The organism is Streptomyces sp. NBC_00390, assembly GCF_036057275.1.
Classification (GTDB): Bacteria; Actinomycetota; Actinomycetes; order Streptomycetales; family Streptomycetaceae; genus Streptomyces.
This window is the reverse complement of record NZ_CP107945.1, coordinates 7,088,571-7,114,273: the sequence shown is the minus strand read 5'-3', so window position 1 is coordinate 7,114,273 and position 25,703 is coordinate 7,088,571. Positions and strand designations below refer to the sequence as shown.

General features: G+C 72.4%; 18 protein-coding genes. 8 read left to right on the top strand and 10 right to left on the bottom strand.

Going from position 1 to position 25,703, the window contains the following annotated elements; translation table 11 throughout:
- Nucleotides 1-63: 63 nt before the first annotated feature.
- Both OHS70_RS31540 and OHS70_RS31535 read right to left on the bottom strand, forming a co-directional pair.
- Nucleotides 64-972, bottom strand: a complete 909-nt coding sequence (locus tag OHS70_RS31540; RefSeq protein ID WP_328403030.1) for a hypothetical protein — start codon at nucleotides 970-972, stop codon at nucleotides 64-66.
- Between the two features lie 26 nt (nucleotides 973-998).
- The gene (locus OHS70_RS31535; protein ID WP_328403028.1) at nucleotides 999-2,273 is read right to left on the bottom strand and encodes an MFS transporter; all 1,275 of its coding nucleotides are present in this window, start codon (nucleotides 2,271-2,273) and stop codon (nucleotides 999-1,001) included.
- 49 nt (nucleotides 2,274-2,322) lie between these two features.
- Here OHS70_RS31535 and OHS70_RS31530 point away from each other — a divergent pair, with 49 nt between their 5' ends.
- Entirely contained in the window at nucleotides 2,323-3,642 is a 1,320-nt protein-coding gene (locus tag OHS70_RS31530; protein ID WP_328403026.1) for an aminotransferase class I/II-fold pyridoxal phosphate-dependent enzyme, read from the top strand.
- Between the two features lie 16 nt (nucleotides 3,643-3,658).
- Here the strand turns inward: OHS70_RS31530 and OHS70_RS31525 are convergent, their stop codons facing one another.
- On the bottom strand, nucleotides 3,659-5,656 hold the full coding sequence (locus OHS70_RS31525; RefSeq protein ID WP_328403024.1) for an acetoacetate--CoA ligase: 1,998 nt from the start codon (nucleotides 5,654-5,656) through the stop codon (nucleotides 3,659-3,661).
- Between the two features lie 217 nt (nucleotides 5,657-5,873).
- Between OHS70_RS31525 and OHS70_RS31520 the strand changes: the two genes are divergently transcribed.
- A complete protein-coding gene (locus OHS70_RS31520) occupies nucleotides 5,874-8,222 on the top strand; it encodes a glycoside hydrolase family 31 protein (protein ID WP_328403023.1) in 2,349 nt (782 codons plus the stop codon).
- A gap of 331 nt (nucleotides 8,223-8,553) precedes the next feature.
- Here the strand turns inward: OHS70_RS31520 and OHS70_RS31515 are convergent, their stop codons facing one another.
- Together OHS70_RS31515 and OHS70_RS31510 are read right to left on the bottom strand one after the other, a co-directional pair.
- On the bottom strand, nucleotides 8,554-9,561 hold the full coding sequence (locus OHS70_RS31515; RefSeq protein ID WP_328403021.1) for an ROK family protein: 1,008 nt from the start codon (nucleotides 9,559-9,561) through the stop codon (nucleotides 8,554-8,556).
- 55 nt (nucleotides 9,562-9,616) lie between these two features.
- On the bottom strand, nucleotides 9,617-10,123 hold the full coding sequence (locus OHS70_RS31510) for an NUDIX domain-containing protein (RefSeq protein WP_328403019.1): 507 nt from the start codon (nucleotides 10,121-10,123) through the stop codon (nucleotides 9,617-9,619).
- Nucleotides 10,124-10,183: 60 nt separating this feature from the next.
- Here OHS70_RS31510 and OHS70_RS31505 point away from each other — a divergent pair, with 60 nt between their 5' ends.
- The 5 genes from OHS70_RS31505 to glpK all read left to right on the top strand — a co-directional run bounded on the left by OHS70_RS31505 (nucleotide 10,184) and on the right by glpK (nucleotide 14,909).
- A complete protein-coding gene (locus OHS70_RS31505) occupies nucleotides 10,184-10,999 on the top strand; it encodes a M15 family metallopeptidase (protein WP_328403017.1) in 816 nt (271 codons plus the stop codon).
- 31 nt (nucleotides 11,000-11,030) lie between these two features.
- Nucleotides 11,031-11,378, top strand: coding sequence for a DUF962 domain-containing protein (locus OHS70_RS31500; RefSeq protein WP_328403015.1), 348 nt, complete (start codon nucleotides 11,031-11,033; stop codon nucleotides 11,376-11,378).
- A 66-nt stretch (nucleotides 11,379-11,444) separates the two neighbouring features.
- Nucleotides 11,445-11,876, top strand: coding sequence for a Zn-ribbon domain-containing OB-fold protein (locus OHS70_RS31495; RefSeq protein ID WP_328406052.1), 432 nt, complete (start codon nucleotides 11,445-11,447; stop codon nucleotides 11,874-11,876).
- Complete coding sequence (locus OHS70_RS31490) at nucleotides 11,873-13,063, top strand: lipid-transfer protein (protein WP_328403013.1); 1,191 nt, start codon at nucleotides 11,873-11,875, stop codon at nucleotides 13,061-13,063. Before OHS70_RS31495 ends, OHS70_RS31490 begins: the two co-directional genes overlap by 4 nt.
- Before the next feature lie 322 nt (nucleotides 13,064-13,385).
- Nucleotides 13,386-14,909 carry a glycerol kinase GlpK gene (gene glpK, locus OHS70_RS31485; protein ID WP_328403011.1) on the top strand — a complete coding sequence of 508 codons (1,524 nt, stop codon included), beginning with the start codon at nucleotides 13,386-13,388 and terminating at the stop codon, nucleotides 14,907-14,909.
- A 164-nt stretch (nucleotides 14,910-15,073) separates the two neighbouring features.
- On the opposite strand, the gene OHS70_RS31480 is transcribed toward glpK, so the two are convergent.
- The 4 genes from OHS70_RS31480 to OHS70_RS31465 are packed head-to-tail and all read right to left on the bottom strand — an operon-like array spanning nucleotide 15,074 to nucleotide 19,435.
- Nucleotides 15,074-15,670, bottom strand: a complete 597-nt coding sequence (locus tag OHS70_RS31480) for a GTP-binding protein (protein WP_328403009.1) — start codon at nucleotides 15,668-15,670, stop codon at nucleotides 15,074-15,076.
- Complete coding sequence (locus OHS70_RS31475; RefSeq protein ID WP_328403007.1) at nucleotides 15,651-16,055, bottom strand: DUF742 domain-containing protein; 405 nt, start codon at nucleotides 16,053-16,055, stop codon at nucleotides 15,651-15,653. The genes OHS70_RS31480 and OHS70_RS31475 overlap by 20 nt, the downstream gene beginning before the upstream one ends.
- Before the next feature lie 9 nt (nucleotides 16,056-16,064).
- Nucleotides 16,065-16,520: a roadblock/LC7 domain-containing protein gene (locus OHS70_RS31470; RefSeq protein WP_328403005.1), complete on the bottom strand. Its 456-nt coding sequence runs from the start codon at nucleotides 16,518-16,520 to the stop codon at nucleotides 16,065-16,067.
- A complete protein-coding gene (locus OHS70_RS31465) occupies nucleotides 16,517-19,435 on the bottom strand; it encodes a sensor histidine kinase (RefSeq protein ID WP_328406050.1) in 2,919 nt (972 codons plus the stop codon). The genes OHS70_RS31470 and OHS70_RS31465 overlap by 4 nt, the downstream gene beginning before the upstream one ends.
- Before the next feature lie 442 nt (nucleotides 19,436-19,877).
- On the opposite strand from OHS70_RS31465, the gene OHS70_RS31460 reads away from it, so the two are divergent.
- Nucleotides 19,878-20,342, top strand: a complete 465-nt coding sequence (locus OHS70_RS31460) for a hypothetical protein (RefSeq protein WP_328403003.1) — start codon at nucleotides 19,878-19,880, stop codon at nucleotides 20,340-20,342.
- A 108-nt stretch (nucleotides 20,343-20,450) separates the two neighbouring features.
- Here OHS70_RS31460 and OHS70_RS31455 read toward each other — a convergent pair whose 3' ends face one another.
- Complete coding sequence (locus tag OHS70_RS31455; RefSeq protein ID WP_328403001.1) at nucleotides 20,451-25,697, bottom strand: hypothetical protein; 5,247 nt, start codon at nucleotides 25,695-25,697, stop codon at nucleotides 20,451-20,453.
- Nucleotides 25,698-25,703: the final 6 nt, after the last annotated feature.

Sequence of the window (25,703 nt, the reverse complement as noted above, 5' to 3'; positions counted from 1 at the left end):
TACGCAGGGTGATCGCAGGGGCTTCCCGCCGTCGGCGGCGGGAAGCCCCTTCTTGCGCAGCGATCAGTGATGACTCTCGGGGTCGTCGGTGATGAGGGGGAACCCGGCGCAGTATTCGACGCCGGGCTCCGGGGAGACGGGGCCGCCGGTGGCCGCGTCCGTGCAGTAGGCGCTGAACACCTCGCCGGCGGTCAGGGGCGTGAGGCGGCCCTGGGTCAGGCGCCAGCCGTGGAGACGGTCGGCGCTGTCCGGGGCGCTGGTCCGCAGCACCAGCCCGCCCGGGCTTTCGAGCGCGATGCCCGCGGCCAGCACGGTGACGAACTCCGCGCCTTCGGAGGCCTCGAGCTGGGCCGGTGAGCCCGCGGCCGCGTGCGTGTGCAGAACCGCGAGGAGTTGTTCGTCGGGGCCGGCGATGCTGCACACGAGGTGGTGGTCGCCGGGTCCGGCGAGTTCGAGGAGCCGCATCAGGGCGTGGGAGGCCCGGTCGAATGCGGACCGGCCGATGTCCTGGCCGCAGTCCGCGCACGCGCCGAGGTCGGCGAGGAGCATCGTCGCGTACTCCCATGTCGCCTGTCGTACGGCCGTGTTGATCAGCTCGGGCAGCAGGCTGCCGAGCGGCTGACCGGTGTACGGCACGGTCGCGCCGCGCCCCGCGATCTCGGCGGTGAAGCGGCTGCGGCTCTCGGCCGTGTCGGCGTCGAGGCCGGCTTCGGCGCAGAATTCCGCGAACTCGTCGGGGTCGAAGAGTGCGGCGGATGTGTGCAGTTGCTGGGAGGCCAGTGATTTCAGCAGGTGCTCGGTCTGCCGGAGATAGGTGGGGTGGTCGTCGAAGGTGAAGCTGTCGTAGTGGCGCATCGCCGTGAAGTCCTGTTCGTCCGCGAGGATGCCGACGGTGCTGGGGACTTCCCGGCGCAGAGTGCGCCGCATCGATGTCCGGGTGACGGTCCGCTTGTTCTGCCTGGTGTGCGCCATTGCTGGTTCCCCCTGTGTGCTGTTGATCAGTCGTGACTCACCGTAGTCGAGGGCACTGACACTGCGGGGCTGGGCAGCCGGTCGCGCACGAGCCGGCTCTGGGCGAGGCAGGTGGCGGCGAGGCCGGCGCCGAACAGGGCCCAGCCTGCCGGGCCGACGGCGATCACCGCGCTCATGACCAGGGGGCCGGCGCTGCGCTGGGCGGATACGGCGAGGGCATGGGCGCCCAGGTAGGCGCCTTGCGCCTCGTCGGGTGCCAGGGCGATGGACAGTTCCCAGGACGCGACGGAGTGCAGCATCTCGGCAACGGTGAGGGCGACGGCGGCGAAGGTGAGTGCGACGCTCGCCGTCCATGCTCCGCCGACGGCGGACAGGCTCAGGGCGAGGGCGCCCGCGGCGAAGGCGAGGGCCAGCGGCACGAGGAGCCTGCGGGCGGCCTGGCTGGTGGCGCCGTAGCGGGCGAGCGGGATCTGAAGGGCCACCACCAGCAGGTTGTTGAGGACGAGCAGCAGTGGGGCGAGTCCGTCCGGGGCGTCGGTGGAGTGCACGATCCACAGAGGCAGGCCGACCTTGAAGACGGCGTCGTCCAGGAAGAGCACGGTCTCACTCGCGGTGAAGAGGAGATAGGTGCGGTCGCGCCAGGGGCTCTTGGGCCTGGTGGCGGGGGCTTGCTCGGCGGAGCCGGTGACGAGTCGGGACGGGGCGGGTGCCTCGCCGCAGCGGGTGATCAGCAGTGCGGCGGAGGCGGAGGCCAGCGCGTTGCCGACGACGAGTGCCTGATAAGCGAGCGTGGTGCCTACGCCGAGAGCCGCTGCCGCGGCGAGTCCTCCGATCGCGAAACCGACGTTCGAGACGGTGCGGTTCACGGCTTGGTAGCGAACCCGGTCGGGGCCGGCGATGCGGGCGGCGTAGAGCTTGGTGAGGACGTTCGTCGCGCGGTCACCGAAGCTGCCGGCCGCGGCGAACGCCAGCAGCAGCGTGTAGTGGTCGGTCGTGAGAAGGGCGAGGCCTGCTGCTGCGCGCAGCAGTTGCATGCCGGACATCAGGCGTGTGAGCGGCAGCCGGTCGGCGATGCGTCCGGCGACGGGGGCACCGGCGACCCCGATTCCTGCGGAGACGGCGAGCAGGATGCCGACCTCGGTGACGGTCAGACCGGTGACGTAGGTGAAGTAGAGCGCTCCGGTGGTGGCCCAGAGGCCGGTGCCGGTCTTGTCGACGAGGGTGGTCCAGAGCATCCGGCGGCCGTCGGCTCCGCCGGGGATGCGTTTGCCGAGTGCGGCCCGGCGCTGCTGCAGACTCACTGACTTCCCCCACTTGACGTCAAGTATGTATTGGTACATAATTTAGTACGTGGCAACACAATATGCGATCAGCGGTACGACCGCCAGGACGATTGCCGCCTCTGTCGAACGGGGCGTGGCCGAGGGCTCTCTGGGACCGGGGGGCGCGCTGCCCCCTGTGCGCGCACTCGCCGACGGTCTGGGGGTCAGTCCCGGCACCGTCGCCACCGCGTACAGGGAGCTGCGTCAGCGTGGGATCGTGGTGACGCGCGGGCGCGGTGGGACGGTCGTGGCGCACGCCCCGGCCGTCGGTTCACGCCGGCCGCCGCGGGTGCCCGCAGGGGTGCGGGATCTGGCGGGTGGACATCCGGATCCGGCGTTCCTGCCCGTACTGACGCCGCCGGACCGGGTCGCACCGGTCCACGGTTCACACCGCGGAAGCCCCCGGCTGCCCGCCCTGGAGACGCTGGCCCGGGAGTGGTTCACGCGGGACGGTGTGCCGGACGGGCAGGTGACCTTCGCTCACGGGGCGCTCGACTGCATCGCACGGCTGCTGTCCACCGAACTGAAGCCGGGTGACGCGGTCGCCGTCGAGGATCCCGGGTTCCACCATCTGCTGGATCTGGTTCCGGCACTGGGCCTGCGCATGGTTCCGGTGGCCGTGGACGACGAGGGCATGCGGCCCGACGAACTGGGGCAGGCCCTGCGCGCCGGGGCGCGTGCGGTGCTCTGCAGTCCGCGGGGACAGAGTCCGCGCGGGGGCTGGTTCTCGGCACGGCGGCGCGAGGAGCTGCTGGAGGTGCTCGGCGCGTACCCCGAGGTGCTGGTGGTCGAGGACGATCACAACGCGGACATCGCCGGCGTGCCGCTCCACTCGCTCACCACCGCCGGGCTGCCGCGCTGGGCCCAGGTGCGCACGGCGTCGAAGCACCTCGGCATCGATCTGCGCTGGGCAGCGCTGGCGTGCGACGCGACGACACTGGCGCGGCACGACGGGCGGCTGCTGCTGACGTCCGGGTGGGTCAGTCACGTACTGCAGGAGACTGCGGCCCGGCTGCTGGCCGATCCGGGGACGCGGGACCTCGTGGCTGCGGGCCAAGCGGCCTACACGGCACGGCGGACAGCCCTGATCGAAGCGCTCGGCCGGCACGGCATCGCGGCTCACGGCGAGAGCGGGCTGAATGTGTGGGTGCCGGTCCGGGACGAGTCGGCGGTGGTGAACGGACTGCGCACGCGCGGCTGGTGGGTCGCGGCCGGGACGCGGTTCCGGATCGAGAGCCTTCCGGCGGTACGGATCACCAGCGCTGCCCTCGAGGAGGCGGATGCACTCCTGCTGGCCTCGGACTTCGCCGCTGTGCTGGGCGAGTCCGAGGCCACGTACGGGGGTTGACCGGCGTCCGGGGTGGCTACTCTCCGCTGCGGGAGCGCGCCAGCTCCTCGTAGAACCGCAGCAGTTCGAGGTTGTCCACGGACCCGGGATTGACGGCCTTGGCCAGCGCCGTCCCCTGGAGCAGCCGCTTGACCGGGACCTCGATGCGCTTGCCGGTGAGGGTGTGCGGGACCCCTGGGACCTCGATGATGTCGTCCGGGACATGGCGGGGCGACAGGTTCTCGCGAATGGTCTGCGTGATGCGCCTGCGCAGGCCGTCGTCGAGTGTCGCACCGTCGGCGAGGTGCACGAAGAGCGGCATCCAGTAGCCGCCGTCCGGCTCCTCGAGACCGATGACGAGCGATTCACGGATCTCGGGGAGCCGCTCCACGGCCTCGTAGATGTCGGCCGAACCCATCCGTACGCCCTGGCGGTTGAGGGTGGAGTCGGAGCGGCCGTGGATGACGACCGATCCGTGGTCGGTGATCGTGATCCAGTCGCCGTGCCGCCAGACACCGGGGAACATCTCGAAATAGCTGTCGCGGTAGCGGCTGCCGTCGGGGTCGTTCCAGAACCGGACGGGCATGGACGGCATGGGGTTGGTGACGACCAGTTCGCCCACCTCGCCGATGAGCGGTTTGCCGTGCGGGTCCCAGGACTGCAGGTCGGTGCCGAGGCAGGCGGCCTGAAGCTCGCCGATGTGCACGGGGAGCGTGGGTACGGCGCCGGCGAAGCAGCTGCACACGTCGGTGCCACCGCTGACGGACGCGATCCACAGGTCCTCGGCGACCTCGTCGTGCAGCCAGCGGAAGCCGTCGGGCGGCAGCGGCGAGCCGGTGGTGGCGACACACTTGACACGGGAGAGGTCGAAGTCGCGCGCCGGGTGGACCTCCGCCTTGGCGCAGGCCATGACGTATGCGGCGGAGGTGCCGAACAGGGTGGCCCCGGTGCGTTCGGCGATACGCCACTGGGCCCCTGTGTCGGGGTAGCCCGGACTGCCGTCGTACAGGACCACGGTGGTGCCCGTCAGCAGACCGGAGACGAGGAAGTTCCACATCATCCAGCCCGTGGAGGTGTACCAGAAGAACCGGTCCTCGGGGCCGAGGTCGCAGTGCAGGCCGAGCTGTTTGAAGTGCTCCAGCAGGATGCCGCCCTGCGACTGGACGATGGCCTTGGGCAGGCCCGTGGTGCCGGAGGAGTAGAGGACCCACAGCGGATGGTCGAACGGCACCTGCTCGAAGACGGGCTCCCCGTCGCTGGATGCCGCAGTCCCTGCGGTCACGGCGGACCACTCGAGGGCGCCCTCGGGAGCCTCGGTGCCCAGCAGCGGGATGTGGATCACGGCGCGCAGGGTGGGCAGCTCGCGGCGCAGTTCGGCGACCGTGTCGGTGCGGTCGTGCTCCTTGCCTCCGTAGCGGTAGCCGTCGACGGTGAACAGCACGACCGGCTCGACCTGCTGGAAGCGGTCGAGGACGCTGCGGGCGCCGAAGTCGGGGGCGCAGGAGGTCCACACGGCTCCGACGGCGGCGGTGGCCAGCAGCGCGGTGACGGCCTGCGGGACATTGGGGAGGTAGCCGCTGACGCGGTCGCCGGGGCGCAAGCCGAGCGCGCGCAGTTCGGCGGCGAGTGCGCCGACCTGGCGGCGGAGCTCCGACCAGGTGATGGTGGTGGGTTCATGTGTCTCGTCCACATGCACAAGGGCGGCGTCATGGGCGCGGGCCGGGTCCTCTGCCGTGCGCAGCGCATGCTCGGCGTAGTTGAGGGTGGCACCGGGGAACCAGCGGGCGCCGGGCATGGCGGGATCGGCCAGCACGCGTTCGTACGGCGTCGAGAAGCGGATGTCGAACCAGTCGGCGACGGCCCGCCAGAACGTCTCCAGTTCATCGACGGACCAGCGGTGCAGCGCGGCGTAGCCGCCCTCGGCCGGTGCCCCGTGGCGCTCGGCGGCCCACGCCTGGAACCGGGTGATCCGGGCGGCCGCGATGCGCTCGGGGTCGGGCTGCCACAGAGGGGCAGGGTTCGCTGCTGCGGTCATGGGGCGGCTCCCGGGCTGGCTCGACGCGGTGTGTGCGTGGGCACGCGCACGAGCGGGGTGTGCGCGTGACGCGGCTGACAGGGACGATGCCATGTGATCGTCTTTCACACCAGGGCTCATCACCCATGGTCGGGTCGGCGAACATGTGGCGCCACCACGGGTGAACGGGAGTTGAACAGAGCCCCCGGGGGTTGGACCGAATGGCAGGGTGAGCTGCATGGACGGTCGTGATCTGGTGCACTCGCTGAGGTTCTTCGGCACGGTGAGGGGGCTGCGGGCGGCACGCTCCGCGTGGCGGCGGTACAGGACGGATGCCGTGGGGCTGCCGGCCCGGGGTCCGGAGCGGGCGAGGGTGCCCGGCCCGGTGACCGAGGCCGAGCCGCTGCCGGGTGGCGGGATCGTCCGCTTCGCCCGCTCCGAACTGCGGATCATGGTCGCGGCGGGCGGGGCGGTGTTCTGGGGCTGGGACGGGGCGCGGCCCGAACCGTCGTACGCGCTGGCCGGCGATGCGCCCGAACCCGACACGCGGGCCGGGCTGGAGCCGGACAAGGACGGCGGCTGGCGCGTGGTGTCGGAGCGGGTGAGGGTCGAGGTGTCCCGGCACGGCGCGATCGAGGTCCGTACCCCGGGCGGCGTGGTGCTGCGCCGGGATCTGCCACCCCGCTGGTGGGAGCCGGCCCAGGGCGGCCCGGCTCGCTGGGTGCAGCGCAGCGAGGTCCCGGCGGATGCGCGGTTCTTCGGTCTGGGCGGCCGGGCAGCGGGGCCCCGGCTGCCGGACGGGACCTACCGGCTGTGGAACACCGACCCCAAGGGGAGCTTCGCACCCGGCGACGATCCGCTCTACATCACGATGCCGGTGCAGATGGTGGTGTCCGACGCGGGGACGCATCTGGCCTTCCACGACAACTCCTGGGACGGCCGCGTCACCCTGCGCGAGGGCGAGGAGGGCGCGGGTTCCGGTCACGACCGGCCGGGCACGAGCGAGGTCCGGATGGACGGCGGGCCGCTGCGCTGCTGGGTGGTGGCCGGTACGCCGGCCCGCGTCCTCGGCGGGTGGGCGCAGCTGACGGGAGCCCCGGCACTGCCGCCGTCCTGGGCCCTGGGCCCGCAGCACGCCCGCTGGGGGTTCGGCAGCGAGCGGGCGGTACGGCAGATCGTGGCCGGGTACCGGGACCAGGGCCTGCCGCTGTCCGCGGTCCATCTGGACATCGACCACTACGACGCCCATCAGGTGTTCACGGTCGACCAGCAGCACTTCCCCGATCTGCCCGGACTGGCGAAGGATCTGCGCGAGGACGGGGTACGGCTGGTGTCCATCGTCGATCCGGCCGTGAAGGCGGAGCCGGGCAACGCGGTGTACGACAGCGGGTCGGCGGCCGGTGCGTTCGTGCGGGACGCGAGCGGCCGTGAGGTGCACGGGGTCGTCTGGCCGGGCGACTGCGTCTACCCGGACTTCACCGATCCGCTGGTACGTCAGTGGTGGGGCGATCTGTACGAGGAGCGGCTCGCGCAGGGCTTCTCGGGCGTGTGGCACGACATGAACGAGCCTGTGGCGTTCACACCGTTCGGCGACATGACGCTGCCGCGCTCCGCCCGGCATGCGCTCGAGGGGCGCGGCGGCGATCACCGGGAGGCCCACAACGTGTACGGCCTCGCCATGGCGCAGGCCGGGTACGAGGCGCTGCGCCGGCTGCGGCCGGACGAGCGTCCCTTCCTGTTCTCCCGTTCGGGCTGGGCCGGCATGCAGAGATACGGCGGGACCTGGTCGGGGGACGTGTCGTCGTCCTGGCCCGGGCTGCGGGCCTCGCTGGGGCTGGTGCTGGGGCTGGGGCTGTGCGGAGTGCCGTACTCGGGTCCCGATGTGGGCGGCTTCGACGGCAGCCCGTCGCCGGAGCTGTATCTGCGCTGGTTCCAGCTCGGCGCGTATCTGCCGCTGTTCCGTACGCACTCCGCGATCGACGCGGGCCGCAGGGAGCCTTGGGAGTTCGGGCCCGAGGTGCTGGCGCACGCGCGGACGGCGCTGCTCGAACGCGAGCGGCTGTGGCCCTACTTCGTCACGCTGGCGCACCTGGCCCGCACGACGGGTGCGCCGTACGTGCGCCCGGTGTGGTGGGGCGCTCCGGAGGACCGGGTGCTGCGGGACTGCGAGGACGAGTTTCTGCTGGGCGACGCATTGCTCGTGGCACCGGTGCTGGACCGGGGGACGGACCGGCGTGCGGTGCGGCTGCCGCGCGGCCGCTGGTACGACACCGCGACCGGCGTGGCGTACGACGGACCCGGCCAGGTCCTGGTGGACGCGCCGCTCTCACGTATCCCGGTGCTGGCCCGCGCGGGAGCGGTGCTTCCGGTGCAGGGCGGCGACGGGGTCGAACTCGAGGTGTGGGCGCCGGCGGCCGGGCGCAGGGGTGGGGGGCTGGTCGTCCGGGACGTGGGCGACGGCTGGGCGAAGGCGAAGATCGAGCGCTATGCGTCGCGGCTGGAGGGCGGCCAGGTGGTGGTGGAACGGATCACGAACGCGGGCCGGGTGAAGACGGAGGTACCGGCGCGGGTACGAGGGCCGGCCTGAGCCCGGCGGCGGCATCCGCTGCGGTACCGGGAGCCGGCCGCGAGGCCCATCCCGGCGCACACGCTTGATCCATCAGTCGTTCGTACCCGTGGCGGGGCCGGCTGGACCGTGGTGGGCCCCGCACTCGGAGCGCTCGCCGCGGGCCGGTCGGGGAGCGTGCGCGCCTCAGCGCCTGGAGGCGTTCGGTGTGTTCGGAAGCGGGGTGCGGGCCGGGCCCGCGAGGGTGACCGCTGGTCGGCGAGGCCGGTCAGGACGCAGGGTGTTCGACGCACTTCGCCTCGCAGGAGCCCGGACTCGCCGAACCGCGCAGGAGGTCCGTCCGGCCGGGAGGTCACGGACCGGCCGGTCGCAGCGTTCGCGGGCACGGTGCCTGCCCTACGTCGAGCAGCGGACGCCCAGTGCCCCGGCGGCTGCGCACACCGATGGCCGCCGCGGCCGCCGCGCCGATCAGGCCCGCGTCGAGGGCCAGGCCGGAGGCGGTGATCCGCAGACCGCGGGTGAAGTCGAGGGTGGCGTAGTGACCCAGATACCGCCGCAGCGGCGCGAGCAGGACCTCGCCGGCCTGGGCCACTCCCCCGCCTATCACCACCAGGTCCAGTTCGACGAGCGATGCCGTGGCGGCGATGCCCGCCGCGAGTGCCTGGGCGGCCCGCTCGTAGGCCCTCCGGGCTCGTGTGTCGCCCGCGCGGGCCGCGACCGCGACAGCGGCGGCCGACGGAGGCACCCCCTGCGGCGGTGACCAGCCCGCTTCCAGGGCTTGGCGAGCGATCGCGGGGCCGCCGGCCAGCACTTCGACACAGCCGCGCGCGCCGCAGGGGCACAGCGCTCCGTCCAGATCGACGCTGATGTGTCCGATGTGGCCGGCATTACCCGTCGGGCCCGGGTGCAGTGTGCCGCCGAGGATCAGGCCACCGCCCACGCCTGTCGACACCACCATGCACAGCGCGTTGTCGACGCCCCTGGCCGCCCCGAGCCAGTGTTCGGCCGAGGCCATCGCCACCGCGTCGCCTATCAGTGCGGGCACGATCACGGCAGGCAGCCGGGGATGCGATCGCACCTCGTCCACCAGGGGAAACGCCCGCCAGGCCGGGATGTTGACAGGGCTGACCGTACCGGCGGCGGCGTCGACCGGTCCGGCGCTGGCGATCCCCAGACAGGTCATCTCCTCCCAGCGCGGGTCCCGGGCGAGTTCGTCCAGGACCGCGGCGACGGCCCCCATCATGGCGGCCGCGGAACCGCCCGCCGGAGTGGGCTGCCTGGTCCGTAAGAGGATGCGGCCCGAATCGTCGATCAGGGCGCCTGCGATCTTGGTGCCGCCGATGTCGAGTGCTCCGTACACGGGTGGCTCGAGCCCTTCTGTGGTGGACCGGTCGACCGTCGTCCGCTCGCCCGGTTCAGCCGTCGTAGCGGCCCTCGAACCATCTGCGGGCGGCCGTGGTGTGCAGGGGGAAGGCCAGCTCGGCCGGGGTGCGCAGCACGTGCCAGCCGCTCGTCTCGTCGGTCGGTGCGGACGGCGGCAGCTCGGCGGCGGGGCGTTCCGGCAGCAGTCCGAACAGCAGGAGATGGCCTCCCGGGGAGCTGAGTGCATCGGCGAGCCGGACGTCCTGCGCGGACGCCTCGATGCCGGTCTCCTCCCTCAGTTCGCGTACGACCGCCCCCTGCCAGTCCTCGCTGTGGTCGATGAATCCGCCGGGCAGGGCGATACCGCCGCGTGCGGGTTCGATGGTTCGGGTGATCACGACGAGTCCGGTGCCCTGCTCGTCACGCGCGGGCAGCAGCGCGACGGCGACGGGCAGGGGGTTGCGGTAGGCGATCTCGCCGCAGGACGGGCAGGTGCGGGGCCAGTCGGTGACGGAGCCGTACGGCGCTCCGCAATGGCCGCAGTGGGAGTCCTTGGACACGCGCGGACTGTATCCGATCACTCTTTCCCGCCGGGCCGTGAACTGATAAACGGTGGGCGCATGACCGGACTTGGAACCGCTTTCCGTGCTCTGCCCACCCTCGTCGCCGGACTGCTCGCTCTCACCGCTGCCGCTCCCGTCGCACAGGCCGCACCCGAACCCGAGGCCCCACCGGAGTTCGTGGCGCTGCGCAGCGTGGCTCCGACGGTCACCGAGGAGATGCGCTACACGACGGTGCACAACTTCGTCGGCGACCGGATCGACGGCTACCGGCAGCCGCTGTGCATCCTCACGCGCCCGGCCGCCGACGCACTGCGCCGGGCTCAGGCCCGGCTGCTCCGGCAGGGCTACTCCCTGAAGGTGTACGACTGCTACCGCCCGCAGCGGGCGGTCGACCACTTCGTGCGGTGGGCGAAGGATCTCCAGGACGAGACCATGAAGCAGGAGTTCTATCCCCATGTCGACAAGTCACGGCTGTTCGCCGACGGCTACATCGCCGAGAAGTCCGGGCACAGCCGTGGCAGCACGGTGGATCTGACCCTGGTGAAGCTGCCCGCGCTGCCGACCAGGCCCTACCTGCCCGGCGAGCCGCTCGTGCCGTGCTTCGCGCCGCGCTCGGAGCGGTTCCCCGACAACTCCGTCGACATGGGCACCGGCTACGACTGCTTCGACACCCTGTCGCACACGGACGACCCCCGGATCACCGCGAAGCAGCGCGCCAACCGGCAGATGCTGAAGAGCACGCTGGTGGCGGAGGGCTTCGTGAACCTTCCCGAGGAGTGGTGGCACTTCACGTACAAGCCCGAGCCCTTCCCCGGCACCTTCTTCGACTTCCCGGTCGCACGGAGGTCGGTCGCGGGTCACCGCGCGGGCTGACGCGGAGGCGCCGAGCCATTACGGTGCCCGCATGGCAGAGCAGACTTTTGACTCGTACGAGGAATTCTGGCCGTACTACGTCGCGATGCACTCACGCGCGGCCACCCGCTGGGTCCATCTGACGGGCACCCTCACCGGGCTCGCGATCAGCGTGTACGGGCTGGCGCGCGGCCGTAAGCGATACGCGGCCGCGCTGCCGCTGATCGGCTACGGCACGGCCTGGCCGGCGCACTTCTTCATCGAGAAGAACAATCCGGCCACCTTCGGGCATCCCGCCTGGTCGCTGCGCGGCGATGCGCAGATGATCCGGATGATGCTGGCCGGCCGGGATGCGGAGCTGGCCGAGATCGCCGCCAAGTGGCTCGCCGAGAACCGCTGACCCGTGGCACACTTCTGACGTTTCGTCAGATCGTGCTCCCGGGGAGGGGTCTTGACGCGCACACCCGTGGTTGCCGGATGGTTCACCCACGACACCGGTGAGGAGGACTTCCGGCTGCTGGGCACCCGCTGCACGGCCTGCTCGTCGGTCTTCTTCCCGCGCGAGGACGCGTTCTGCCGCAATCCCGCCTGCCAGAGCGGCGAGCTGGCTCAGGTGCCGCTGTCCAAGCGGGGCCGGGTGTGGTCGTACACCGACGGCCGCTACCGCCCTCCCGCGCCGTACGTGTCCGATCCGGACGTGCCGTGGGAGCCGTACACGCTGGTCGCGGTCGAGCTCGAGGCCGAGCGGATGGTCGTGCTCGGCCAGGCCGTACCCGGCGTCACCGTCGCCGATCTGACGGTGGGGATGGAGGTCGAGGTCGTGCCCGGCGTGCTGGACGAGGACGCCGGCACGGTCCGCACGACCTGGCACTGGCGTCCGGTGGGAGGGACTCGGTGAGCGGGGACATCGCGGTCCTCGGGGCCGGAATGCACCCCTGGGGCAAGTGGGGCCACAGCTTCGTCCGGTACGGGACGGTCGCCGCGCGGGCCGCACTCGCCGACGCGGGTGTCGACTGGCGGCAGGTGCAGTCGGTGGTAGGCGCCGACACGGTGCGCGGCGGCTATCCGGGCTACGTGGCGGGGGCGACGTTCGCCCAGGCACTCGGCTGGCAGGGGGCCAGAGTCGCCAGCGTGTACGCGGCCTGCGCATCGGGCGCCCAGGCGATCGCGGCCGCGCGCGCCCAGATCCTGGCCGGGCTGGCCGATGTGGTGCTGGTGGTGGGCGCGGATGCGGCGCCCAAGGGCTTCTTCGCCCCGGCCGGGGGCGAGCGGCCGGACGATCCCGACTGGCTGCGCTTCCGGGTGCTGGGAGCGACCAACCCTGCCTACTTCGCGCTGTACGCCCGCCGCCGCATGGCACTGCACGGGGACACACCCGGGGACTTCGCGCTGGTCAAGGTGAAAAATGCGGCGGCCGGCGCGCTCAACCCCAACGCCCGCTACCGCAAGGCTGTCTCGGCCGAGGAGGTGGCCGCGTCCGCGGTGGTCGCCGATCCGCTGCGGCTGCTGGACATCTGCGCGACCTCCGACGGGGCCGCCGCACTGGTGCTGTCCGGCATGGACTTCGCCCGCCGGCACGGGGCCGCCGACCCCGTACGTATCCGGGCCGTGTCCACCGTCACGCCGACGTATCCGCGCGATGTGCTCGACCTGCCGGACATCGCCACGGACTCGGCGGCGGGCGTCGCTCCCTCGCCGCGGTCCTACCGTGCCTCGATCGCCGCGGCGGCGTACGAGGAGGCCGGAATCGGTCCCGAGGATCTCTCACTGGCCGAGGTGTACGACCTGTCCACGGCCTTGGAGCTGCAGTGGTACGAGGACATCGGGCTGTGCAAGGCGGGTGAGGGCGCGGCGCTCGTACGCGACGGCGCCACCGCTCTCGGCGGCCGCGTCCCGGTGAACGCAAGTGGCGGTCTGGCCTCGTTCGGCGAGGCGGTGCCCGCCCAGGCCATCGCGCAGGTGTGCGAGCTGACCTGGCAGCTGCGCGGCACGGCTGGAGAGCGCCAGGTGCCCGGTGCCCGGGTCGGGATCACGGCGAACCAGGGCCTGTTCGGTCATGGCTCCGCGGTCGTGGCGGTGCGCTGAACCGGCCGGCTCAGCTCCTGGAACTCCGTGTGAGCGCCTTCGAGGAGGCGTGAGGGCACCCTGACGTTCCACTCTGTCATGTCCAGAACCGGTGCTGAACTGCACATGCTGTCGGCAGGCTTGACGGTCCATCAGGGCAGGTGAACACTGCCTCTTCGTCGGCATGCCGCGCCTGGGCACGCTCACCACGCTCGTCACGGATGCCGGGACATGAGCAACGGAGACCTCTTCTCAACGAGGTCAACGGCTCTGCGCCCGGCCGCTGGTGGGCGGATCGCCGGCAGGTCTCGTCTTCAGCGCAGCCTTCTGACAAAGGGACGTCATGACGGACACCTCGCACACTTACGTCGCGGCAATCGACCAGGGCACCACCTCCAGCCGCTGCATCATCTTCGACCAGGACGGCGTGATCGTCGCCGTCGACCAGCGTGAGCACCGGCAGATCTTCCCCAAGCCCGGCTGGGTGGAACACGACGCCACGGAGATCTGGTCGAAGGTGCAGGCAGTGGTGGCCGGAGCCCTCGCCAAGGCGGGTCTGCGGGCCGAGCAGCTGAGTGCGCTCGGCATCACCAACCAGCGGGAGACGACTGTCCTGTGGGACCGGGCGACCGGGAAGCCGGTGCACAACGCGATCGTCTGGCAGGACACCCGCACCGCCGGCCTGTGCCGGGAGCTGGGGGGCACGGACGGACAGGACCGCTTCCGCGACGCCACCGGACTGCCGCTCGCGAGCTACTTCTCCGGCCCCAAGGCCGCCTGGCTGCTGGACAACGTCCAGGGGCTGCGCGGCCGCGCCGAGCGCGGCGAGATAGCCTTCGGCACGATCGACTCCTGGCTGATCTGGAATCTGACCGGCGGCACGGACGGCGGCGTCCATGTCACCGATGTCACCAACGCCTCGCGCACGATGCTGATGAACCTGCAGACCCTGCAGTGGGATCCGGACATTCTCGCCGCGATGAACATTCCGCCGGCCGTACTGCCCGAGATCCGGTCGTCGGCCGAGACGTACGGGACGGCCGTCGGCCCGGTGGCGGGCGTCCCGGTGGCCTCGGCCCTCGGCGACCAGCAGGCCGCTATCTTCGGTCAGGCCTGCTACGACACCGGCACGGCCAAGAACACCTATGGCACGGGCAGTTTCCTGTTGCTCAACACGGGCAGCAGGCCGGTTCCGTCGAAGAGCGGGCTGATCACCACCGTGGGCTACAAGATCGGCGACGAGGCTCCGGTCTACTGCCTGGAGGGCTCCATCGCGATCACCGGTGCGCTGGTGCAGTGGTTCCGGGACCAGCTCGGCATCATCCGCTCGGCGGACGAGATCGAGACGCTGGCGGCGAGCGTGGAGGACAACGGCGGTGCGTACATCGTGCCTGCCTTCTCCGGGCTGTACGCGCCCTACTGGCGCTCCGACGCGCGTGGCGTGATCACGGGCCTGACGCGGTACGTCACCAAGGCGCATCTGGCGCGTGCGGTGCTGGAGGCGACCAGCTGGCAGACGCGTGAGGTCGTCGACGCGATGTACCAGGACTCCGGGGTGCAGATCACCACGCTCAAGGTGGACGGCGGCATGACCGTGAATCAGTTGCTGATGCAGCATCAGGCGGATGTCCTGGGAGTGCCGGTGATCCGGCCCATGGTTTCGGAGACGACCTGCCTGGGCGCGGCGTACGCGGCCGGGCTCGCCATCGGCGTCTGGTCGGACCTGGACGAGCTCAAGACCCACTGGCGGCGCGATGTGGAGTGGTCGCCGCGCATGGAGGCGCAGTTGCGCGAGCGCGAGTACGACAACTGGCGCAAGGCGGTGGAGAAGAGCTTCGGATGGGAGGAGGAGTCCGGCCTGGGCTGAGCCCGCGCCGGACACGGGGCGGTGCGGCATGCGCCGAAGGCCCGGTCACGGACCACGGCCCGTACCCCAGTCGGTGGGGGTACGGGCCGTGTTGCGCCGGTGTGACAGCGCCAGGGCCGTCTTCCGGAGGAAGGACCCTAACTGTTCGCCCCGGTGGTGGCGCGCTATGCGTGCAGCCGGTCGGCGCGGGTCAGCGCATGCTCGACCACCCCCACCAGCACGTTCTTGACGGAACCCCGGTCACGCGCGTCGCACATCATCAGCGGCACCTCAGGATCGAGATCGAGGGCCGCGCGCACGGAATCGATCGGGAAGCGGTCGGCTCCCTCGAAGCAGTTGACGGCGATCGTGAACGGGATGCCCCGGCGCTCGAAGTAGTCGACGGCGGCGAAGCAGTCCTGAAGCCGGCGGGTGTCGGCGAGGACGACCGCGCCGAGCGCGCCCTGTGCCAGCTCGTCCCACAGGAACCAGAACCGGTCCTGGCCCGGGGTGCCGAAGAGATAGAGCACCAGGTCCTCGCGCAGCGTGATGCGCCCGAAGTCCATCGCGACGGTCGTGGTCGTCTTGCTCTCGACGCCATCGGTGTCGTCGAAAGGCCGGCTCGCTTCGGTCAGCGTCTCCTCCGTGCGCAGCGGTCTGATCTCGCTGACCGCACCCACGAGGGTGGTTTTGCCGACTCCGAAGCCGCCCGCCACCAGGATTTTCAGCGTCACCGGCTCCACCGGGGGCGCCGGGTGGCGGCTAGAGCGCCCGAAGGCCATTGATCACCTCACGGAGAATGCTCACGTCCGGCAGCTCGGCCGGCGGAACAGGGCGGGTTACATGCACGAGAGCGTCCTCGACGAGATCGCCGACCAGGACACGGACGACGCCGACGGGCAGATCGAGACCTGCCGCGAGTTCGGCGATCGACTGAGGGGTGCCGCCGCAGCGCTCGACGATCTCGACATGCTCCGGGGAGAGCATCTGGTCACGGCGGGGGTCGCCGACTGCGGTGTGCGGTATGACCAGGGCGATCAGATCGAGTGGGTGGCGGCTTGAACTGCTGGTACGGCCGCGGGTCATGGCGTAGGGGCGGACCACCGGACCGGCGTCCGCGTCGATCCAGTGATGTGTCCTGCGTCCTTGGCGGACTGATTCACTCATGCCCGCCACTCACCCTCCGGCGGCCGGACCGGTCCGCGGTGCCGTGACAAGGTGAACACCCACGCGCTTGACCATGAGCGTCATCTCGTACGCGACCTGGCCCACATCCGAGTCGGCGTCGGCGAGGACGGCGAGACAGCTGCCGTCGCCGGCGGCGGTCACGAACAGGAACGCCTCGTCGAGCTCGACCACCGTCTGCCGGACCTGGCCGGCGTCGAAGTGACGGCCGACTCCCTTGGCGAGGCTGTGGAAACCGGACGCGACGGCGGCGAGATGCTCGCTGTCCTCGCGGCTGAGGTCCCTCGAGGTGCCGGTGGCAAGGCCGTCGCTGGAGAGCACCAGGGCCCTGCTGATGCTGGCGACCCGGTCGACCAGCTCGTCGAGGAGCCAGTTGAGCTCGCCGGAGCCCTTGGTGGTGGTGTGGGCGCTCATGCTGCCCTGTGCTGCGGCGTACGGTGCGGTCATCGACCGTCCCCCTCCGATGTCGTTCCTGGTGCGTGCCGGCCGGGGCCGGTGGCCTGGTCCGTGCGCTGCTGCGGTTCCCGGGCCACGACGTGCTGCGGTCGCGGGCCTGGGGTCTGTTCGATCCGGGTCTCGTCGGCGCCGGTTTCCTCCTCGTTCCGGCGACGGCCGCGCTGCCAGCCGCGCTGCATGGCGGCCATACGGTTGCGTACCTCGTCCGCGTCCCGCTCGAAGACGTCCGGACCCGGCGCGGCAGGCGGCATCTGCCCGGCTCCCGACCCGGCCGACTCCCTGAGCTGGGGGGCGAGACTGGCCTGGCGGACACGGCGGGGCAGCCCCTCCGGGGCCGCCGGGGCCTGAGCGGCGGGCCCCGGCGCGGGCTCTTCGGTGGACGCGTTGCGCCGGACGCGGCGAGGCAGTCCGTCGATCGTCAACGGGGGGGCGGCGGGCTCCGGCGCGGGCGGCGAGGGCCGCGCATCCTGTACGGGGACCGGGGAGAGGCGCTCCGGGCCGGGGACGGACCGCGGCCTGCCGCTGCTGCGACGGTCACCCGAGATCGGCGTGGGCGCTGCGGAGCGCGAGGGGCCGGGGGCGGGATGCGTGCGCCCGCCGGCACCGCGCTCGTCCACCCGGCGGCCATGGTCCGCGACCAGGGTCGGGGGCGTGCGGCGCGGCAGCGGCACCGGGCCGCCGTAGTGCTCCTGCGACGGTTCCCGGGCGAGCTGGTGCTGCTCGCCCGCCGTGTCGTCGTGCCGTCCGCGGGACCGGGCGCGGAAGATGCCACCGCGCTCGCTCTCCGTGTCGTCCAGGCCGGTGAGAGGGGCATCCGCGCCGAGAAGTGCCGAACGGTCGTCGAGGCCCAGCGTGCCGACCGGTGCCTCCAGTTCGACGGGGCCGTCCAGCAGCGCCGAGGCGTTCAGGCCGGCCGGGGCCTTGGAGATTGCGGCGCGCTTCCCCTCACCCCGCCGGCCGGCCGGGCTGTCGCTCTTGCGGTCCAGACGGAAACCGGTGCCCTGGGTCTCGGGAGCCTCGGTGAGCAGCGCCGCGGGGATGAAGACGACCGCGGTGGTGCCGCCGTACGGGGACTGCTGCAGCGACACCCGGACGTTCTGGCGCTGGGCGAGACGGCTGACGACGAACAGACCGAGCCGGTCGGTGTCGGAGAGCTCGAACTCCGGTGTCTCGGCGAGCCGCAGATTGGCGTCGAGGAGGGCGTCGGCGGCCATGCCCAGGCCGCGGTCGTGGATCTCGAGGGTGAAGCCGTTGGCGACCCGCTCGCCGTGCACCTGCACACCGGTGTGCGGGGGCGAGAACACCGTGGCGTTCTCGAGGAGTTCGGCGATGAGGTGGGTGAGGTCGGCGACGGCGGGGCCGCCGACGCCGATGCGCGGCAGGCGGCGTACCTCGATGCGCTCATAGGCCTCGACCTCGGCGACCGCGGCCCGTACGACGTCCATGAGCTGGATCGGCTTGCGCCACTGCCGGGACGGGGCCGCGCCGGAGAGAATCACCAGGCCCTCGGCGTGCCGCCGCATACGGGTGGTGAGGTGGTCCAGCCGGAACAGGTCGGCGAGTTCCTCGGTGTCCTCGGTGCGTCGCTCCATCGTGTCGAGGAGCGTGAGCTGGCGGTGCAGCAGCACCTGGTTTCGGCGCGCGAGGTTGACGAACACCTCGGAGACGCCGCGCCGCATGTCCGCCTGGCGGACCGCTGCCTCGACCGCCGCCCGCTGGAGGGTGTTGAGGGCCTGGCCGACCTGGCCTATCTCGTCCTTGTCGAACTGCAGGCGCGGCGCCTCGGTCTCGACGTCCACCTGCTCGCCGGCGGCCAGGCGGCGCATCACGCTGGGCAGCCGCACGCCGGAGACGTCGTGGGCTTCGTTGCGCAGCCGGGACAGGGCCCGGACCAGGTCGCGGCCGATCCGTACGGAGACGATCACGGAGACGAGCAGCGCGAGGAAGCCGAGGACCCCTGCCACACCGGCACGTACGAGCACGCTGTACGCGGCGGGCTCGACGCGGTCCGCGTAGCGTTCGCCCGCCTCATCGGCGGTGCCGGCGAGCTCGACGAGCACCGGGGTCGCGGCTTCGGTCCAGCGCTGCAGGTCGGAGGTGCCGAGTCCGTCGGCGGGGCCGTCGGCGAGGATGCGTTCCTCGGTGTCGCGCAGCGGTGCGGTCTCGGGGCTGCGCCAGTAGCGGACGAGGATCTCGCGTTCCTTGGCGGGCAGGATCTCGAAGTTGGCCTCGTAGTACAGCTTGCGGTGGGCCACGAGATCGGAGAGCTCCCGGATCTCGGTGGCGGTGATCCTGCGCGTGATGAGCGAGGAGGCGGCCAACGCGTCCTCGCGGGAGAGCATTTCGCGGGCGCGGGCCAGGCCGACGAGGGCGCGCCCTTCGCGTTCCAGTGCGACGTCGTCGAGTGCGTGCAGGGTGAGCAGGAAGCTGAAGCCAGGGTCGACAAGACGGTTGTAGTACTTCAGCGCCTTGCTGCGGGAGACCGTACTGGTCTCCACGGAGCGGCGCAGGGCACCGAGGCCGTCGAAAGCATCGATCAGTGCGGTGAGCTTCTGCTCGGATTCGGACGTCAGGCCGTCGCGGACCGAGGATTTCTGCGCGTTCGTCTTGATCACGGCGAGCGCGCTGTCGGTGGCCTCACGATCCAGACGCAGGGTCGGGAGAGCATCCGAGGCACGGCGGTCCGCAAGGTAGACGAGGGTCTGCTTGCGTTCCTTCTGGACGGAGTCGATGACTTCCTCGACGGGCCCGCCCAACTGCTCGGCGACGGTGCTGACCTCGAGCAGTCGATTCGCGTCCCGGCCGGTGAGCACGGTGGCGAACCCCCACAGTGCCGTGAGGGAGACCAGCGGAACGAGCAGCAACGCCACGATCTTCCGGCGGATGGACTTCCCGCGAAAGCGCATGGCCTCCCCCTGCTCGACCCGCCCGGTGCGGGTGATGTCCGTCAACAAACGGCGCGAGCCTACTACTGTCACCCAGCCAACTCGAAGGCGTGTCCGGGCAGTTTTCGGCCTGCGACGATCGTCTTGATCATGGGATGTCCTGGTATCCGGGGAGATGCTATCCCCCGTGTCGGCCGACGCGTCTCGCGTAGGTCACTTTTCGGACCGCGTCAGATGGCTGGAATTCTGTGCCGCACGGGAATCATCGCGGAGAGTCAATCGTCGTTCTGTACGGGGTGTTTCGCGCGTCCGGCCGTGGCCTTCCAGGGCTTGTGGGAGTTGTGGGTCCGGGTGCACGCCGCCCACGAGGCGGTGTGGTGCCGTGCGGCGCCGGGGCGGTGTAGGCCGGCGGATCCGGGGCAGCCACCCAGAAGTCGGACAGACGTGGGGAGTGAAACGATCCATGGACACGGACGAGCGTCGCGGCGAGGCGACGGCGTCGCGGGCGGCTGATGCGATCGGTGCGACGGGTGCCGTGGGCGGGCGGCAGCTGTGGGTGGAGGAGCCGGTGGGCAGACGGCGCATGGCCGACCCCGTGCGCACGGCTGCCGTCCGGGCGGTGATCATCGCGTCGGTGACACTGGTTCAGGCGATGGCGGCGGTGCTCTTCACGCTGACGGCGTCGTGGCTGGCCTTCCCCTTGGTGCTCAGCAGCGTGGCGAGCACGGTGGTGGCGACGTGGGCCGTCCTGGATGTGTGGGTGACCCGCCAGGTGTGGAACCAGCGGCACGGCGTGGTGTCGGAGCCCAGCAGCACCGCACGCGGGCTCCGACGCGAGCGCCGCCGGGCGCGGCGGACCGCGCGGGCGGCAGGCCGCGCGGCCGCACGCATACGGCGCCGGAGCGCCAACCGGCTTTCGGAGGCCTGACCTTCAGGGGCCGTCCCCGTCAGGACCGTCAGCCCGGCCGTTCCCCGTCAGGGCGGTGGGCCGGATGCCGTGGCGGGCCGACCCGGCCCGGCGCCGGCCGGCCATCCGCTACTCGGACAGCCCCGCGCCGTGGGGGGCCGACGTCTGCGTGGGCAGTCCGGCGGCCCGTTCCGGCGGGACCGGGGTCCTCTTGAACATGCGGGTCGCGGTGATCTCGCCGTGGACCGTCTCGCCCGACGGGTCGGTCTGCGGCAGTCCGGGGCGCAGATGCTCCTCGACGCTGATGTACTTCAGTCCCGCCCGAAGGTCGGCGTCGTTGCGCAGCCGGATCACCAGAGGGAACTCGGCGAGGGCCGTGGTGTCGAACAGCCCCGTCGTGTACAGCAGCTGCACACCCAGCGCGTCCGAGACCGCCCGCTGGAGCTCCAGCAGATACGTCGCGTTCGCGCGGCCGATGGGGTTGTCCAGGAACAGCGTGCCGGCGTGCCGGTGCTTGTCCCTGCCTCGGTCGTTGCTGCGCAGCGCGGCCATGGTGCAGTAGAGCGCGATGGCCGCGGTAAGCAGCTGGCCGCCGGAGAACACGTCGCCCATCTGCCCGACCGGCACCCGCTCGGCGCGCAGCACGGCATCCGGCTTGAGGATCTCCACCGCCACTCCCCTCGGCTGCAGCGCCGCCTGAACGCCGCGCAGCAGCAGTGACATACCGTCCCGCCGCAGGTCGGAGTTCTTCTTCACAGCGGCGTGGGTCGCCTCGTCGATGACCTCGCCGAGCCGCTCCGCGAGGGTCGCCTGGTCCGGCTCCTCGAAGCGGATGCGGAGGAACTCCTGCCCCGACCACTCGCCCAGGCCTTCGGGCAGCCTGGACAGCCGCTGAGCCGAACGCAGCGTGGTGAGCGCCGACTCCACCAGACCGCGCAGCCGGTCCACGATCGTGTCGCGGTTGCGCTCCAGCTGCTGCAGCTCGTCGGTGAGCACCCGCAGCCGCGGCGCGAACGCCTCTGCCCATTTCGCGGCGTGCTCCGGAAGTGCCGCCGCAGGCAGCTCACGGATCTGCTGGCGCGCGGGGGTGCGCACCTGCTCGTACCGGGTGGCGTTGGCGTGCCGTACGAGCACGTCGCTCGCCTCCCGTACGGCCGCCTCGGCCGCCGACAGGTCCGTCGCACAGCCGCGCAGGGAGCGGCGGGACTCGGCGGCGAGGTGGCGCGCCTCGTCCAGCGTGCCGGGATACGGCTCCGAGGCCTGCCCGCTCTCCTCCTCCTGGTGGTGGTCGCGCAGCAGGTCCCGCAGGAGCGCGGCCGTCTCCTCGAACCCGCCTGCCGCGTCCTCGGCAGCGCGGTGCGCCCGGAGCAGCGTGGCGTGTGCGGCCCGGGCCATGTCCAACGCGTCCGTACGGGAGGACAGTTCGGCGGTCGCCGAGCGCAGCAGGGTCTGGGCCTGCTCCACGTCCGCGGGAACCAGTTCGTCCGGCAGCTCGGTGTGTGAACCGCCGTCGGCGGGAGCGAGCCGCTCGGCCTCGCCCCGCAGCCGGCCGAGCTTCTCGCTCGCCTCCGTCGCGCGGGACTCCAGCATCTGGACAAGGGACTCGGCGCGGGCCGCGGCAGCCTGGCGCGAGGGGCCGTCGGCACCGTCCGTGCTCTCGAGGAGCTGGGCGGCGCGCGTGCGGACCTTGTTGGTGAGCCGGTCCAGCTCGGCGAGCGCGGCGCTCTCGTCGCTCTCGGCCCGGGCCTGCTCGGCCCGCAGGTCAGCGCCGACGCCCACCTTCTCGTACAGCTGCGACGCCGCACGGTAGGCCTCGCGCAGGGCGGGCAGCGCGGCGCGGGGTGCCGTGTCGTCCTGCCCGGGGAGGCTTTCGGGGGCTCCGGCGATCTCGGCACGCTCGGCGCGCAGCGCACGCGCCGTACGGCGGGCGTCGTCGCCCGCGCGCTGGGCGGCCCGGCGGTCCTCGTCGGCGGCCTTCGCCCGCTCCAGGCAGGTCGCCGCACGGGCCTCGGACTCGGCCGCCTCATCGGCCAGTTCACGCAGTTTCGCCTGCCAGCCGGCCCGTTCGCGCAGCCGGAAGGCAAGGCCGGCGAGGGCGTCGGCGACGCGGCGGGCACGCTGGGCGGCGTCCTGCCGCTCGTCCCGCACCCGGGCCGCGTCGGCGGCCGCCTCGTCCGCCTCCGACCGTGCCGTACGGGCCTCGGTGAGGGTCTGCTCTGCTTCCTCGGCCGCTGCGCGGGCCCTGCCGGCGGCGTCGGCGAGCTCGGCGAGCCTGCCGGGCGGGCAGTCCGCGCGCCAGGCGCCGAGCCGGGCCGAGAGTGCGCGGTCGCCCGCGAGCCGGGCCGCGAGCGCACGGATCTCCTCGTCCCGGGCGGTGGCCCGGCCTCGCAGCGCCTGCCGCTCCTCGTCGGCGGCCTGCTCGTCGTGCATGGCCGGGTTGGGCGGCACGAGGAAGACGTCCCCGTCCGCGTCGCCGGTCCCGGGGGCCGGCACGGGCGCGAGCAGTGCGGCGGCGGTGCCGACGGCCACGGTGGACCGGGGCAGCAGCGCTGCCCCGGCGAGCACGTCACGTGCCCGCACGTAGGACACCGGGTCGGTGATCACGACTCCGTCGACCAGCTCGGGCCGCGCGGCCAGCACGGCGGCGTGGTCGGCCGGATCGACGGCCTGGGCGAGATAGCGCCAGCCGGGGAGCGCCGGGATGCCGTGCTCGCCGAGGTACTCGACGGTGGCGAGCACGTCCGGCCCCGGCGGCAGCAGTCCGCCGTCGCCGAGCGCACCGAGGATGCGGGCGTCGTCGGCGGCGGCGGTCCGCAGGTCGAACAGCTGCCGCTCCGCCGAGGAGACGGACCGGTCGAGCAACTCGCGCAGTTCGTCGGCGAATCCGTCGAGCTCCTCGACGGTGAGGGGCCCGTCGCCGTTGCGCAGCGGCCGGCCGGGGACCGGGGCACGGGACACCGCCGCGGCGGTGTGTCCTGCGGGCGCACTGTCCCGGGGGGCGCCGGAAGCGGCAGGCGCCACGTCCGCCGAGGTGTCGCCGCGAGCCGCGTCACGGGTGGCGGCGTGCCCGGCGGGCGTCGTACCGGGTTCTCCGGGGCTGTCGCCCTGCGCTGCGGCTGCCGCGCCCCCGGCGAACGATCCTGCCGTCACGCCGGATACGCGTCCGGCGGACATGCCGTGGGCCGAGCCGGAGCCGGCGTGCCGCGTCTGCCCTCCGCCCGGCGCGGAGGGCAGAGCACCCGCGACCGGGGCACCCGGCGCAGCACCGGACCTGCCGTCGGCTGACACCTCACCACCGGCCGGGCCACCCGCCGCGGAGCCGGACCCGCCTCCGAAGGACACCTCACCACCGGCCGGGCCGGACCCGTTCCCCGCCGGGCCGCCCTCGGCGGTGCCGTCGGGCGCCGCCTCCGGGTCGTCCGGCTGGACCGGCACGGTCGCCCGCACACCCGGTGCGGCGTCATCTGCGGCAGGCGTGGATTCACCCGAGGCGTGGCGCGGGTGCGGGAACGCGGGAGACGGAGCTGCCGTCGGCGGCAGGCTCAGCAGCGCCGCGAGGCGTTCGTCCCGGGCGATCGACTCGGCGGCTCGGCGCTCCGTCTCGTAGGCGTGCTCCGCGGCGCTCGCCGCGTCCGCCGCGCGTGCAGCGGTCAGTTCGGCGCGGGACTCCGCGGCGGCGGCGTCGCGTGCCCGGTCGGCCGTGCCACGGGCGGCCTCGCGTGCGGTGTCCCACGCGGCGACCGCCGTCTTCTCGGCGTCGCTCGCGGCGAGCGCGGCGCGGGCCGGGTCGGCGTCCGGTGCGGTGTCGTCGAGCCAGCCGGCCCGTACCGCCTCGGCGGTCTCCTGCTCGACCTCGGTCAGCCGCTGGCGCAGATGGCCGATCTCGCTGCGGGCGCGCTGCGCCTCGGTCGCGGCGGCCGTGGCGTCGCGGTGCGCGGCCTCGCCGGCCTCCTGCAGCGCCTGGGAACGCTCTTCCTCCTCGTTGGCCACGCGCTCGCCGTCCTCCGCGGCCGCGTGCAGCGCGCGCACCAGGTCACCGGCGGCCTTGGCGCGTGCGGCAAGCGCGGGGGCGGCGTCCCGCTCGGCCTCGCGGATCGCCGCGGCGACGCGCGCGGAGCGGTCGCCCGCGGCGCGGTGGCGCAGTACCGCTTCGGCCGCCTGCCACGCGGAGTGGAGGGTGCGGGCGTCGGTCAGCTCACGTCGCTGTGCCGCGGCACCCTTTTCGGCGACGGTCAGGGCCAGCGAAGCGTGCCGGTAGGCCAGTTCCGCGGCGATCAGCGCACTGCGGCTGCGCGCCTGCTCCGCCTCGGTCACCGTGTGGGCGGCGGCGGTGACCTGCTGCGCGAGGTCGGCGGCCAGGCCCCGTTCGTCCCCGGCGCGGGCGGACATCCGGCGCGCGAGTGTGCGGGTGCGGCGCTCGGCGCCCCCGTGGATGTCGCGGGCACGGGCACGGGTCTCGGCGGCCTCGACAATGCGGCCGAGCAGGTCGACCGATCCGGACGTGAAGTCCCGCTCGGCGGTGAGCTCGGCGCGGCGGCCCAGCTTGTTGCCGAAACCGCTGACCAGGTCGGCCAGTCCGTCGGTGTCACGGGTGTCGGTGACGGCGCGCAGCAGCAGGTCGGTGAAGTCGGAGTCCTTCTTGACCGCGAAGAGGCCTGCCGCCTCGCCCTCGTCGGCGTTCATCTCCCGCTGGTAGCGGAACAGTTCGGGGTCGAGGCCGACGTCGCCGAGGTGCTCGTTCCAGCGGTCGTGGATCTCCTCCCAGTACACGTCGAGGTGCGGATAGACCTTGCCGGCCTCGGTGACGGCGTCGCGGAAGCCCTTCATGGTGCGGCGCCGGCCCTGCGCCCCGGAGGCGCCTTCGACGCGCGGCCGTACGGAGGTGGACTCGGCGACCGGCAGTGAGTCGAGGCTGAGGCCGGGACCCGGCCGGAAGGAGTACCAGGCCTCGGCGAACTTCCGCGGGTCGTTGGAGACCTGGCGGCCCCGCCACTCGCTGACCTTGCCGACGACGATCAGCTCACCGGTGAGCGTGTGCTGCCACTCCAGGGCGACATGGCCGCAGTCGTCGGCGAGCAGGAACTTGCGCAGCACGCCCGAGCTCGCGCCGCCGAGCGTGTTGCGGTGGCCGGGGAGCATGACGGAGAAGATCAGCTTGAGCAGTACGGACTTGCCGCCGCCGTTCTCGAGGAAGAGCACGCCCGCGGGCGCGGGGCGGCGCGGCGGGCCGACCGGCTCCTCCTCGAAGAATTCCGCCTGGGTGGGGGCGGGGTCGGGCACGGGCTCGCCGACACCCCGCAGGTCGAGCACGGTGTCGGCGTAGCGCGCACCGGCAGGACCGATGGAGTAGAGGCGGACCCGGGACAGCTCGTACATGTCGGC